The sequence below is a fragment of the Methylomonas sp. LW13 genome, from assembly GCF_016865255.1.
Lineage (GTDB): Bacteria > Pseudomonadota > Gammaproteobacteria > Methylococcales > Methylomonadaceae > Methylomonas.
Map to the genome: position 1 here is coordinate 1,310,234 of NZ_CP033381.1, position 13,325 is coordinate 1,323,558.

Annotated in this window: 13 protein-coding genes; 9 read left to right on the forward strand and 4 right to left on the reverse strand. The window is 54.6% G+C overall.

The window, feature by feature from the left end; genetic code table 11:
• Positions 1-477 precede the first annotated feature (477 nt).
• The 7 genes from JL719_RS05850 (at position 478) to JL719_RS05880 (ending at position 9,399) form a co-directional block, all read left to right on the forward strand.
• On the forward strand, positions 478-1,593 hold the full coding sequence (locus JL719_RS05850; RefSeq protein ID WP_033158864.1) for an N-acetylmuramidase family protein: 1,116 nt from the start codon (positions 478-480) through the stop codon (positions 1,591-1,593).
• A gap of 2 nt (positions 1,594-1,595) precedes the next feature.
• Complete coding sequence (locus JL719_RS05855; RefSeq protein WP_051670424.1) at positions 1,596-2,192, forward strand: SH3 domain-containing protein; 597 nt, start codon at positions 1,596-1,598, stop codon at positions 2,190-2,192.
• A gap of 273 nt (positions 2,193-2,465) precedes the next feature.
• Positions 2,466-3,098 carry a DUF4194 domain-containing protein gene (locus tag JL719_RS05860; protein WP_033158865.1) on the forward strand — a complete coding sequence of 211 codons (633 nt, stop codon included), beginning with the start codon at positions 2,466-2,468 and terminating at the stop codon, positions 3,096-3,098.
• 229 nt (positions 3,099-3,327) lie between these two features.
• A complete protein-coding gene (locus JL719_RS05865) occupies positions 3,328-6,705 on the forward strand; it encodes an ATP-binding protein (RefSeq protein WP_129871357.1) in 3,378 nt (1,125 codons plus the stop codon).
• Positions 6,702-7,907 (forward strand): Wadjet anti-phage system protein JetD domain-containing protein, encoded by a 1,206-nt coding sequence (locus tag JL719_RS05870; RefSeq protein ID WP_033158866.1) that lies wholly within the window; start codon positions 6,702-6,704, stop codon positions 7,905-7,907. The genes JL719_RS05865 and JL719_RS05870 overlap by 4 nt, the downstream gene beginning before the upstream one ends.
• Positions 7,908-7,909: 2 nt before the next feature.
• The gene (locus tag JL719_RS05875) at positions 7,910-8,710 is read left to right on the forward strand and encodes a 4'-phosphopantetheinyl transferase family protein (RefSeq protein WP_225893033.1); all 801 of its coding nucleotides are present in this window, start codon (positions 7,910-7,912) and stop codon (positions 8,708-8,710) included.
• Positions 8,711-8,982: 272 nt separating this feature from the next.
• The gene (locus JL719_RS05880) at positions 8,983-9,399 is read left to right on the forward strand and encodes a hypothetical protein (RefSeq protein ID WP_225893035.1); all 417 of its coding nucleotides are present in this window, start codon (positions 8,983-8,985) and stop codon (positions 9,397-9,399) included.
• An 87-nt stretch (positions 9,400-9,486) separates the two neighbouring features.
• Here the strand turns inward: JL719_RS05880 and JL719_RS05885 are convergent, their stop codons facing one another.
• Both JL719_RS05885 and JL719_RS05890 read right to left on the reverse strand, forming a co-directional pair.
• Positions 9,487-10,170: a response regulator gene (locus JL719_RS05885; RefSeq protein ID WP_033158867.1), complete on the reverse strand. Its 684-nt coding sequence runs from the start codon at positions 10,168-10,170 to the stop codon at positions 9,487-9,489.
• Entirely contained in the window at positions 10,167-11,519 is a 1,353-nt protein-coding gene (locus tag JL719_RS05890; protein WP_033158868.1) for a sensor histidine kinase, read from the reverse strand. The genes JL719_RS05885 and JL719_RS05890 overlap by 4 nt, the downstream gene beginning before the upstream one ends.
• A 193-nt stretch (positions 11,520-11,712) precedes the next feature.
• Between JL719_RS05890 and JL719_RS24270 the strand changes: the two genes are divergently transcribed.
• Positions 11,713-11,844 (forward strand): hypothetical protein, encoded by a 132-nt coding sequence (locus tag JL719_RS24270; protein ID WP_256438966.1) that lies wholly within the window; start codon positions 11,713-11,715, stop codon positions 11,842-11,844.
• The gene (locus JL719_RS05895; RefSeq protein ID WP_033158869.1) at positions 11,841-12,353 is read left to right on the forward strand and encodes a DUF2380 domain-containing protein; all 513 of its coding nucleotides are present in this window, start codon (positions 11,841-11,843) and stop codon (positions 12,351-12,353) included. The genes JL719_RS24270 and JL719_RS05895 overlap by 4 nt, the downstream gene beginning before the upstream one ends.
• A gap of 70 nt (positions 12,354-12,423) precedes the next feature.
• Here the strand turns inward: JL719_RS05895 and rpsI are convergent, their stop codons facing one another.
• Both rpsI and rplM read right to left on the reverse strand, forming a co-directional pair.
• Positions 12,424-12,813, reverse strand: a complete 390-nt coding sequence (gene rpsI, locus JL719_RS05900) for a 30S ribosomal protein S9 (protein WP_033158870.1) — start codon at positions 12,811-12,813, stop codon at positions 12,424-12,426.
• Between the two features lie 15 nt (positions 12,814-12,828).
• Positions 12,829-13,257 carry a 50S ribosomal protein L13 gene (gene rplM, locus JL719_RS05905; protein ID WP_020482941.1) on the reverse strand — a complete coding sequence of 143 codons (429 nt, stop codon included), beginning with the start codon at positions 13,255-13,257 and terminating at the stop codon, positions 12,829-12,831.
• Between the last annotated feature and the right edge of the window lie 68 nt (positions 13,258-13,325).

Consider the following 13,325-nt stretch of genomic DNA (forward strand, 5'->3'; position numbering starts at 1 on the left):
CGAGTCGGCGAACGCTGTACGATGATCTGGCGGAAGCCGAACTCTGTCACTAGCTGGAAAACCATCCCGGTTCGATGTCATCGTTTCCGCCGACACCTTCCTCTATTTTGACCAACTCGAATCCTTGCTTACCCCTGCCGCGATGAAACCGGCAGGAGTTTGGCGTTCAACTTGGAGCAGGCTGTCGATGGTGCTCCGGCTTGCTTCGTGCGGTTTGACGTGCATGGGCGTTATGCTCACGGCAAGGACTATGTTGTGCACGCGCTAGCTTGGCCGGCTTGAATAGTAACAGCCGCGGTGACGATCCTTCCGCAGAGAAGCCGGCGCATCGACACCTGGATTGCGGGTTTTGGCGGTGAAACCCTGATTAAGGGCAGTGGTAGCGTGTAAATTTAAATTTAGCTGGAACGGGGGCATCAAGGCGGGCAATCTAAATACAAGATCGATAGTTCACCCATTAACTCGCAAGGAGAAATAATGAAGCGAAGAAGTACGAAAGAAAACCTTTTGAAGGCATCTGTGGGAGACGGCGCAGCCAACGATCCCAAGGACGTCCTAATCGTCGAATATCTATTCAATATCTGCAACAGCGTCATTCGCCGGCCGTTTCCGGAATCCGGGCGTTGTTCCACTGATTTGATCATGGAAATTCGGCGCTTTCAGCGCAACGAACTTAGATATCCTCATGCCGACGGGCGCGTCGATCCGGCGGGTAGAACTCTCCACGCCTTGGTCGAAAAGGCGCGGACGCTACGGCCTAAACGTACCGATCTGAACAAATCGTCGCGCCCCTATCTGGCCGGAGGATCTTGGTGCGGTCCCAGTGGTGAGGTCGCCGGATTATTGGAATTCTTGGAATTTAAAAGGCCGCCTGCCAGCCAGCAAACGCAAGAGCCCGGTACAGCGCACCGCGCGGTTGTTGATAGCTATTTGTCCTTGCGGGAGCGCGCTGCGGCCGGCAAGCTTCACCGTCTCAAAGCGGTCGTCAATAGTGGCGGTTCATTTTCCAAGTTGACCGATGCGGATTTTCAGGCCGCGTTGGTGGCTCTGGGTAACGGCATTACCCTGGCCATGGTCAAGGCCTTTGCCGAAGTGGAGTCGGGCGGGAAAAGCGGATTCGGCCCCGCCGGCCTGCCGGTCATTGCCTTCGAAGGGCATTGGTTTAGGAAATTGACGAATAAGAAATACGACCAAACGCATCCCATGCTGTCTTACAAATATGTCAAGAAAGCGGGGCCGGAGTGGCAAGCCAATAATAAGGATCAGGAAACCGCCTGGAAAACCCTCAACGACGCCATCGCCTTGGATTCCGACGCTGCGTTGCAGGCTTGTTCGTGGGGTATGTTTCAAGTAATGGGCTTCAACTTCAAAGATTGCGGCTTTAGCAAAGTCGAGGACTTTGTGGCATCCATGAAAGCGGGCGAACGCGGTCAACTCGATGCTTTCGTTGGCTGGTGCAAGGCCAAACCTGCTCGCTTACAAGCCCTTAAAGACAAGAAATTCGCGACCATTGCGACCTTATACAACGGAGAGGATTATGGAAATTATGATGTTTTGCTTGAACAAGCCTACAAGCGCCACGGGGGAAGCTGATCATGTTTAATCGTTTTGGTTTCATCATGGCAATATTGATGGCGACCGATGTCGGAGCCGTCGAAACCAACCAATTTCACTCGGGTGTTTATGAGCAACTCCGCTTGGCGGTGGCGCCGGACGGCCAAATTACCGGTTACTATCGTGAAGAGCAAGGGGAAGGCGTGAGCAAAACCTGCAGCTTTTACCTGCGTGGACAATCAAATGGAGATTCGGCCTCGCTGACGACATGGAATGTTGATCACTTTCCCGGCGAACTCCGCATCCAGGCCGCCGGAGTCAATTTGAAGGTGGAGCACGGTAACGAACATCCAGGATGCGGAATGCTGTTGCCACCGGCCATCGAACAAGGCCTGAATTACGATAAGGTGACGGAAACCCAATGGACTGAGTTGAGGGTCATATCGAGTCCCAAGACTTACTTCCATTCCGAACCTAAGGCTGACGCCAAACTCAAGTCTTATTTGGTGAAAGGGGATGTTGTTGGCGTGGTGGGTGCCGAGGGAGACTGGCTGCAGGTTGAGTACCCAGGGACAAAGAAAATGATCCGCGGCTGGATCAGTAACAGTGATTTAGCCGTATTTAAGTCAGGTCAATAGTCGTAGGCAAGATTCCCCTCTACGAGGAGGGTTTTGCTACCCAGCCATAAACATTTAAATATGGTCAAAGCAGCCATCCCCGTTTATAGCCGGTTGAAAAACCCGTCTGAAGATTCATGGGGCTTTGTTTGTTAAGCGCGTAAAATTCCGTTTTTCCAGTCCAGTTGGTCATGGATAGTGGCATCGAATCACAAAGCAGATTATCTCTGTTGGTTTTAGTTTTGCCCTAAAATACGCGCAATTCAACGCCTGCTCAATCAATACGAGATAAACATGACGGAAACCGACCTAGAGATGGCGCCGCAATACGACCTGTCGGCCTTGGTCATTCCGTTATTGAAAGGCGTGATCTACCAGGAAAGCGACGGCGGTTTGTGGAACGCCTTGCTGAATCTGCAGGCCAGGGTGCGGGATTACGTGGCGGTGTTGGGTTTGGAGTTGGTGTTGGATGAGGCCGAGGGTTATGCGTTTTTGCGTTCGCGGCAGGCGGATGCCGAAGACGACGAAGCGGCCGCCAAGTTGCCGCGTTTGATCGCGCGCCGGCCGTTGTCGTTTCCAGTCAGCTTACTGTTGGCCTTGCTGCGCAAGCGTTTGGCCGAGTTCGACCGCGGTGGCGGCGAGACTCGGTTGGTCTTGTCGCGCGAGGACATCGTCGAGTTGATCCGGGTGTTTTTGCCGCCACGCAGCAACGAGGCGCGGCTGATCGATCAGATCGAAACTCATATCAACAAGGTGGTCGAACTGGGTTTCTTGCGCAAACTCAAGGCGGCTTCCGGGCAGTCGGCCAATTATGAAGTCAGGCGGATATTGAAAGCTTTCGTCGATGCTCAATGGCTGTCGGAATTCGACGCCCGGCTGGCGGAGTATCAAACGCAGTTAGTTAGCGGCGGGGAAGGCGGAGAGTGATTGTTCGTAGATTGATCCCCGCCGCTCTTTCTCGCCGGGATAATCCCGTTAGGTATATCGTGGTTTATCCCCCTCTTTTTCAAAGAGGGGCTAGGGGAGATTTTCTAAATAAATCCCCCTCGATCCCCCTTTTGCAAAGGGGGAGGCTCCTTAACCTAAGCGGCATTCGCGCAGGGAGGGAGTACGTCCATTCCGTTTTACAGCGTCTTGACCAAAATTCCGCCGCGCCATGACCATCAATAACGACCTGCAATTCTCCCTGGACTTCGTCGACGACGACGCCTTGTCCGGCTTTCGTTTGCAACGCCTGGAAGTCTATAACTGGGGAACCTTCGACGGCCGGGTTTGGGTCTTGCATTTGAATGGCCGCAACGCGCTGTTGACCGGCGACATCGGTTCCGGCAAATCGACGCTGGTCGATGCGGTGACCACTTTATTGGTGCCGGCTCACCGTATCGCCTACAACAAAGCCGCCGGCGCGGATGCCAAGGAGCGCAGCCTGCGTTCCTATGTGTTGGGCCATTACAAATCCGAGCGCAACGAGGTCAGCGGCAGCGCCAAACCGGTGGCCTTGCGCGGCGACAATAGTTATTCGGTGATATTGGGCGTATTCCACAACGCCGGCTACGACCAGACCGTGACTTTGGCGCAAGTGTTCTGGATCGCCGACCGCCAGGGTCAACCGGCGCGGCTGTATGCCGGTTGCGAACGCGACTTGAGCATCGCCGCCGACTTCGCCGATTTCGGCAGCGACATAGGCCAATTGCGTAAAAAGTTGCGCGGCCTGGGCGCCGAGTTGCACGACAGCTTTCCGCCTTACGGTGCCTGGTTTCGCCGCCGCTTCGGCATCGACAACGAACAGGCGCTGGAACTGTTCCATCAAACCGTATCGATGAAATCGGTCGGCAATCTGACCGACTTCGTGCGTAGCCACATGCTGGAACCCTCAGAAGTCGCGCCGCGCATCACCGCGCTAATCAATCATTTCGACGACCTGAACCGCGCCCACGACGCGGTTCTGAAGGCCAAACGCCAAGTTGGCTTGTTGACGCCCTTGGTCGGCGACTACGACAAACACACGCAATTGACCGAACAAACCGAGGAACTGCGCGCCTGCCGCGAGGCGCTGCGGCCTTATTTCGCCGGTCTAAAGCTCGGCTTGCTGGAAAAACGTTTGGCCGGTTTGGCCGACGAGTTGAGCAAACAAGGCGCGCAAGTGGAACGCTTGAGCGAACGCAAGCAGCAACAGCAAAGCGAGGAACGCGAACTGCGCCGCAACATCGCCGACAATGGCGGCGACCGCATCGAGCGCATCGCCGAAGACATTCTGCGCCTGCAAGGCGAACTGAGCCGCCGCCGCGACAAGGCCAAACGTCACGAACAACTGGTGCGGACCTTGGACTTGCCGGCCCCGGAAGACGCCGACGCCTTTCTGGCCCAGCAACAGCAATTTGCCGCTTTGCAGGACAGCGCGGCGGCGCGCGAGGCGAATTTGCAGAATCTAGCCAGCGAAACCGGCGTCGCCTTCGCGCAAGGGATGAAGGAACATCAAGCTTTGCAAGCCGAAATCGACAGCCTGAAGGCGCGCCGCAGCAATATCGACGATATTCAAATCCAACTGCGGCGGATGCTGTGTTCGGCGCTGGGCTTGGCTGAAGACGAGATGCCTTTCGCCGGCGAACTGATACAGGTGCGCGACGAGGAAAAGGACTGGGAAGGCGCGGCGGAACGGTTATTACGCAGTTTCGGCTTGTCGCTGCTGGTGCCGGAGCAATATTATGCCGCAGTCGCCGAATGGGTGGACCAGACTCATCTAAAGGGCCGGCTGGTGTATTTCCGGGTACGCCCTGGCCAGCGCGCCGAACTGCCCAATCTGCACCGCGATTCCTTGGTCCACAAACTGGCGGTCAAGCCGGATTCGGCATTTTACGACTGGCTGGAGCGGGAAATCGCCCACCGTTTCGACGTCGCCTGTTGCGCGACGCCCGAACAGTTCCGCCGCGAACAAAAAGCCATCAGCCGCGCCGGCCAGATCAAGGCGCCCGGCGAGCGCCACGAAAAAGACGACCGCCACCGCCTCGACGACCGCAGCCGCTACGTGCTGGGTTGGAGCAACGCCGCCAAGATCGCCGTGTTGGAGAACAAGGCCAAGCTGCTGGAAAAGCAGCTAGCCGATTTAGCCGGCAGCTTGGCCGACATCGATAAAGCGCAAAAGGCGGTCAAGGCGCAATTGGAAACCTTGACCAAGCTGGGCGAATACCGCGATTTCCGCGAACTGGACTGGCAACCTTTGGCTACGGAGATTGCTCGGCTGGAACACGAGAAACGCGAGCTGGAAGCGGCGTCCGATCTGCTCAAGCAACTGACGGAGCGGCTGGAAACGCTGCAACGTGCTTTGGCCGATACTGAGCACGCGCTAAATGACAAAATCAAGGAAATCGGCGCCACCGAACAACGCAAGCAAGCCGCCGAAGCGCTGCTGACGCAGACTTCCGACATCCTGAACGAAGCCGGCGACGCACACGCCGCGCAATATCCTGCTTTGGAAGCGCTGCGCGGCGAAGTGCTGGCCGAGCGGCAAGTCACGGTGGAGTCCTGCGACAACCGCGAACGCGAGATGCGCGATTGGTTGCAGACCAAAATCGAAAACGAGACCAAAAGGCTCAATTATTTGCGCGACAAAATCATCGACGCGATGCGCGGCTATTGCGCGGCCTTCCCGCTGGAAACCCAGGAAGTCGACGTCGGCATCGCCGCGGCCCACGAATATCAAACCATGCTGGAAGGCTTGCAAAGCGACGACTTGCCCCGCTTCGAAGCCCGCTTCAAGGAATTGCTCAACGAAAACACCATCCGCGAGGTCGCCAACTTCCAGTCGCAACTGGCCCGCGAGCGGGAAACCATCAAGGAGCGCATCGCGCTGATCAACGAGTCCTTGACTCAGATTGACTACAACACCAACCGCTTCATCGTGCTGGAAGCGCAACCGACGCCGGACGCCGACGTGCGCGATTTTCAAAGCGAGTTGCGTGCCTGCACCGAGGGCGCGCTGACCGGCTCGGACGACGAGCAATATTCGGAAAACAAGTTTCTGGAAGTCAAAAAAATCATCGAGCGCTTTCGCGGCCGCGAGGGCCAGGCCGAGCAGGATCGGCGCTGGACAGCCAAGGTTACCGACGTGCGCAACTGGTTCAATTTCGGCGCCAGCGAGCGCTGGCGGGAAGACGGCAGCGAACATGAGCACTATTCCGACTCCGGCGGCAAATCCGGCGGCCAGAAGGAAAAACTGGCTTACACGATTTTGGCGGCCAGCCTGGCTTATCAGTTTGGCTTGGAATGGGGCGCGGTGCGTTCCCGCTCGTTCCGTTTCGTAGTCATCGACGAGGCCTTCGGCCGCGGCTCCGACGAATCGGCGCAATACGGCTTACGGCTGTTCGAAAAACTCAATCTGCAATTGCTGATCGTCACGCCGCTGCAGAAAATTCACATCATCGAGCCCTATGTCGCGGCGGTCGGCTTTGTGCATAACGAGGAAGGACGGGCGTCCAAGCTGCGCAATTTGAGCATCGAAGAGTACCGCGCCGAACGCGCGGCACGCGGCGGATGAGCAAGCCGGTCTGGACCTCGCCTGCCGAGTTACGCGCCGAACTGGGCAAACGCTGGCAACGCGGGCAAATCCTGACGGAAAGCCTGGCGCCCAGCGGATTGTTTCCGTTGCGCATTCCTTTAAAGTCACCCAGCCCGGCGCAATTGGCCGCCGATTTCACCTCCGTACAGGTTTGGGTGGAGCCTTGGTTGGCCGTTGAGGCCAAGCATTTTGCCGTCGAATGGCGCGACATCAATCATCGGCTGTCGGGGCGCAACCGTTTGCCGGCGGCGGTGGTTTTCGACCAGCCGGAAAACGCGGCGGCGTATTTGAAAAAAGCCAAGGAATTGGCGGTTTTCGGGCAATTGGCGGCATCGCTGGTTGACGATTTCGCCGCTCTGCGGCCTTGGTTATTGAAATATCCGTTACGTTCCTTGGAGCACGCCGACGAATGGCAAAAATTGTTGAGCGTGGCCGGCTGGGTCGTCGAACATCCGCGGCCAGGCATTTATCTACGCCAAATCAGCTTGCCCGGCATCGACAGCAAATTCATCGAAAGCCGCAAGAAGTTGCTCGGCGAATGGCTGGATTTGCTGTTGCCGGCCGCGGCGATCGATACCGCGCAAACCGGCGTCGCCGGCTTCGAGTTGCGCTACGGCTTTTTGGTGAAGCCGGCGACGATTCGCTTCCGCTTGCTGGATAGCCGGCTGCGGATTGCCGGCTTGAGCGATCTGACGGTGACCGCCGGCGAATTCGCGACGCTGAATTTGCCGGTCAAGCGGGTATTCGTCACCGAAAACGACATCAACGGCCTGGCATTTCCGAGCGTTCAGGGCAGCATGGTGATTTTCGGCAGAGGCTATGGTTTCGATGTGCTGGCAAAAGCCGAATGGTTGAAGGATAAGGATATTCATTACTGGGGCGACATCGACACCCACGGTTTCGCTATCCTCAGCCAGTTCCGCCAGCATTTTCCGCAAGCCCAATCCTTGCTGATGGACGAGGCCACTTTAATCGCGCATCGCTCGCAATGGGTCGAAGAAGCTAGCCCGATTAACGCCGAATTGGCTTATTTGACAGTGGACGAGGCGGCGCTATACGACGTGTTGCGGGATCATCGCTACGGTTGTAGGCTGCGCCTGGAACAGGAGTATGTCAGCTTTGCGTTACTGTCGGAACGGCTGGCGGCGCTGGATTTGGCGGCTGGCGGCGAGGGCGCGTAGCGGTGAGTGCGTATTTCGTGGATGTTTGGCAAGGCCGGCTGAGCGTATCTGCCGACACATTAGCGCGATTGGCGTCGCGATTATCGGACGACGAAATGTTGAAGGCGCAAGCGTTCAAGCTTCCAACCTTACGTGATCGCTACGTTGCCACGCGCGGCATGTTGAGAGAAACGCTGGCCGGCTATTTGGCGGCCGATCCGGCGACGTTAAAATTCGTGTCCGGCCCCTACGGCAAGCCGGGTTTGATTGATGAGCCTTTACAATTCAATATCTCGCATACTGCTGATTTATTGTTAATAGCCATCGCTAATTTTGCTGACATTGGAATTGATGTGGAGACGGTTAAGCTGCGGCGCAATTTTGAAAATTTGGCGCAGCGTTGCTTTTCCGTGCGGGAGTATCAAGATTGGTGCGAACTGCCGGTGGAGTGGCAGGCGGACGCATTTTATCGGTTATGGACCAAGAAAGAGGCCTTTGTCAAAGCAGTCGGTCGCGGAATTGCTTTGGGCTTGGAGCAATGCGAGTTTGCAGTGGAGGCGGGTGGGCAGTTGCGAACTATTCCCGACGAGTATGGTTCGGCCAGTGCGTGGCTGGTTCACGAATTGAGTGTTGCTGCTGTTAATTCGGCCCTTAGCGTTTCGTGTTCCGGCGGTGGCTTGAGTTTGGCTCCTGAATTAGAGTCCGGATTTGGCGGTGATGACGGCTCTGGAGTATTGCAGAACCGAGTCGGCAACAACTGCGCGGCATTGGTTACGCCGGCCCGGTGCTATGCTTTGCGGCGGTTGTTGCTGCAAGCCGATTGAGGCTTACTGAAGCCTCGCAATCGGCTTGCAGCGATCGAAAACCCTTTGTGGTTTGTCCCGTCTATGTGGTTGCATTTGCCGGCTATGTGGGTTTTGTAACAAATATCTCTTCCTGTTATTAACGCGCCCCTCTGAATAATTGCCTTTGTTGAGCCACACAGGGCGCCGGATTGCTCACTAAAAGCGGTTTGCCGGCTTTGTTGCTGTCAATTAGTAACTTGGAACGGGATTTGCTGAGTAGACTAAAAAACGGACTATTTAGTGAGGTTGATATGACTATACACATTGCATCCATGATGCCGGACCGTGCGCTTGACGAGAGTGTCATCGCCAAAGCTATTACGAAAATTGCCGTTGATTTGGCAAGATTTCGTGATGAGCCGATACAAAAACGGACGCCGATCCTGGACTTGATATTTCTATTACCCAGCCGCCAGGAGAGGGCTGATTTCGAGGGTTTGCGTTTGCATTCGTTCGATAAAACCTCGCAGACTTTGCGGATAGAATGTGCCGTACCGGAAAAAATGGTGGCATCCACTCACGCTGAGCGTTTTGTGGTCGCGGTGATAATGGACACCATTGATGCCGCTGCAGAATTTTTCACCGAGCAGCGCATATTGTTTAATGCAGCCGGGCATTTGGCATTGGCGGAGGCGCTGGTGGTGCGTGAACACTATGCGATCAATTAATCGATAACTGAGTTTATCGAAGGGCGCGCCCGTCTGGGCTTCGGCGAGCTCAGCGCGAACGGAATACCCGTGATAAATAGCGCCGGGTTAATAGTGGCCTGCTTGAGCTGGATCGGTCAAGTCCAGTAAGCTAACCACATTCAGTTTGATCGCTAACCGCGTCAACTCGATGTCGCTGTTCACTCCCAGTTTGTTTTTGATCAGGTAATGGCAGTTGCCGACGGTTTTCCGGCTGATGTTAAGCGTATTGGCAATCTCGTCTTGCGTGTTGGCTTCGACCAGTAGGCGCAGAATTTCGAATTCTCTGGCGGTTAAACTATTCAGTGCTATCGAATCATTGCCGAGTTTTTCCAACGCCAACGCTTGGGCGATGTCGGTGCTGAGAATGTGTTTGCCAAGATAGACGTGCCGGATCGCCTGCAACAGCAAATCCGGTGTGCTGCTTTTGGTGACATAACCCAAAGCGCCGGCACGGCAGGCTTGGCGGGCAAAGCTGGGGTTTTGATGCATACTGAAAACCAGTATCCTGGCTTTGTGGTCGCGTTGTTTGAGGCGGCCTATCAATTCCAGGCCGCTTGAGCCGGGCATGGTTAAATCGGTTACGACCACGTCGGGTTGGCATTCCTTGTATAGGCAATAGGCGTCTACGCCGTTCGCGGCTTCGGCAATGACCTTTAAGTCTGTTTGTTTGCTGAGCAGCGAGCGGTAGCCCTCCCGGACTATTGCGTGATCGTCTACCAGCAAAATACTGATAGTGGTTTGCTCAGTCATTGGGCGCTCTCCGACTGCGCTGTTGGCAAGCGGGCTTCGATTATCAGACCATGCGGCTTGGCTATGCTTAAATTGAATTTGCCGTTTAAGGCAAGGATGCGTTCGCGCATGCCCAGCAAGCCTATGCCGTCGCCTGGCACAAACGGCAAAGTGCTGGCGTTGCCGTTGTCTTGTATGGTGATCGATGTCTCGGTGCCGTTGATTGTTAGTGTAATATCGGCTCGGCTGGCAGAGGCATGTTTGGCGATATTGCTGACGGCCTCTTGGGTGATGCGAAACAGACTGATTGCCAGCGATTCCGTCAACGTTCTGCAATCGCCGATGATGCGCAGGCTAAAGTGCGTCTTGCCCAGACGGTTCCAGCTTGCCACCAGGGTGCACAGGCTGGCGTCCAAGCCTAATTCTTCCAGCTCCGCCGGGCGTAAGCGAGTCAATAAGTTCCGCACACTTTGTTGCATGGCTTGGGTAAAGCGGGATATTTGCTCGGCCTCTGTGACTAGCTCAGGACAATTTTGCTGCGCCGTTTGAGCGATGACCGTCGTGACGGCGTGGATTGCAGTCAAGCATTGGCCTAATTCGTCGTGAAGTTCGCGTGCCAGGCAGTGGCGTTCCTCTTCCTGCAAGTTCATCAACATCACAGCCAGTTTTTGCCGTTCCGCTAAGAGTTGTTGCTGATTGTCGGCGAGTTGGTTGATTGCCGTGGCGGTGTGCCGCCATTCCACTAAGTCGAACGCGGGTAGTCGGAACGCCAAATCGCCTGTACTGAGCCGGTTTAATCCCGCCACAATAGTCTGAGCGGGAAGTAAGGCCCGGCTGATGGCCAAGTAAACCAGCAAGCAAACCGCTGTGATCGTTACCGCCGACAACGCCAGTAAATCTCGGACGTCGTCCCAAGCGCGGGTTATTGACAACTCTGCGCTAACCGAAACAGTTAATACGCCGTAAGCCTGGCCGTTGTAAGTTATCGGCCGCTGCCAGTCGAAGTTCGGTCCAAAAATTCGTCGATATAGTTCGGAAAAATACTCAGGATAGTGATGGGTGGACAAGTCGATGCCTTTGCAGTAGTTCCGCATCGTTTCGCCGTCATTAGCCAGATAGCTGGCACAAATGCCCGGTTCGCTAGCGGTCTGTTTCCATAAGTCAAAATCCGGGAAGGGGTTGGCCGGGTTTTCGCCCGCGCTGGCTTTGAATAACTGTAACTCCAGTTGTTTGCCCAGCGCGGCTAAGGTGTTTTGTGCTTGCGCTGCCGATTGTTGAGCGCTGCGATGCAGCACATAAGTCAGCGTCGCGAGTAAACACAGTAAGGCTACCCCCGCAATGCGGGTTAACAAATACAGTTTTAGATTCATGATCGATTCGTGGCGCGCTGATAGTCGGTGGATGTTGCTGAAAAGGCATTTTAGGTAGTTGAGTGGGTGCTGAATAGCTTGATAGCGAGATGCGGGCAATTTGCCCGAGTTTGCCGGGTGAATGTCGGCTTACGGGCGGCAGTTGCTTACTTAAGCTGAGATCCTCTAAATCGGCTTAATTGGGAGGCTCAACATGCTTAAAACAGTGACTGTCAGAAATATTATGGCTATACCGCGCGAAGCGGTATGGTCTGCGATGGCCGGTATTGGGGGTTTGGAGCGATGGTTTCCGGTGAGTCGTTATCTGGGTTCGGAGGTATTATGAATATTGTCAGCTTGATTAAATGCGTGTCGTTGGTTGTGGGTATGTCAGCCGCAGAGGTCAACGCCGCGCCGCGGATAGCGGTTTTGGATTTTGAATTGAACGACATAACGTCGCTGCCGAACACGTCGACGGAAATTAGCCGCACTTCCAGTATGGCGCCTTTGTTGATGGCAGCCTTAAGCCGGTCGGGTGCTTATCAAATCGTAGCTGTCGATGCGGAAAGTCAGAAAACCGCCAACAGCGGCTTTGGCTACTTGTTTCGCTTTCACGATTTGGCAGCAGACTTGGGGCAGCAGCGGGGTGCGGATTGGGTGCTGGTTGGTCAACATAGCAAACCGAGCTTTTTGTTCTCGTATCTGTGGGTATATTTGATCGACGTTAATAAGCGAGCGGCGGTAGCGCGTTATGACATCGAGTTGAAGGGTAGTCATCAGAAAGTCACTCAGCACGCTATCGATACCTTGGCTGGAAAGATCAGAGCTACGCTTGCTGGGCACAGGGTCAATTAGTTTTACGGTTGCAATAGGTATAAAAAAAGCCGCTGAGTAGCGGCTTTTCTTTGTTCCCAATAAGAAACGTTTAACGTTTTGAGTATTGAGGACGTTTTCTGGCTTTGTGCAAGCCGACTTTTTTACGTTCAACTTCACGAGCATCGCGAGTTACGTAACCGGCTTTTCTCAATGGTGGTCTCAAGGCTTCGTCGAAAACCATCAATGCACGGGTCAGACCGTGGCGAATGGCGCCAGCTTGGCCTGAAGGGCCGCCGCCGGTAACGACGATGTTGATGTCGAAATCACCGGTTTTACCCAACAACTCCAAAGGTTGTCTGGCAATCATTTCGTCGGTTTTGCGGCCGAAATATTGTTCAACAGGGAGTTTGTTGATGGTGAATTTTCCTGAACCGACTGTGGCGTAGACGCGAGCGATTGCGCTTTTGCGACGACCTGTTCCGTAGTATTGAGCTGCCATAAACTATCTACCTGCTTAGAATTCTAAAACTTTAGGTTGCTGAGATTGATGATTATGCTCAGAACCTGCGTAAACTTTCAATTTTTTGAACATGGCGCGGCCCAATGGATTTTTGGGCAGCATGCCTTGTACGGCGGTGGTGATGATCCGGTCCGGGAAAGTTTGTCTTAACTTGCCCAAAGAAGCTGACTTCATGTTGCCGACATAACCGGTATGGCGGTAATACATTTTGTCTTTTTCTTTGTTGCCGGTCACGCCGATTTTTTCGGCGTTGATGACGATGATGTAATCGCCGGTGTCAACGTGTGGTGTGAATTCGGGTTTGTGTTTTCCGCGAAGACGTCGTGCAATTTCAGTAGCAAGGCGACCTAATGTCTTTCCTTCTGCATCAATCACGTACCAATCGCGCTTAACTTCTGCGGGCTTTGCACTAAATGTTTTCATCTTTGCTTTTTAGTCTGTTGAGGCTATAAAAACCGTGAATTGTACTTAATAGGGGCGTTAACTTCAAG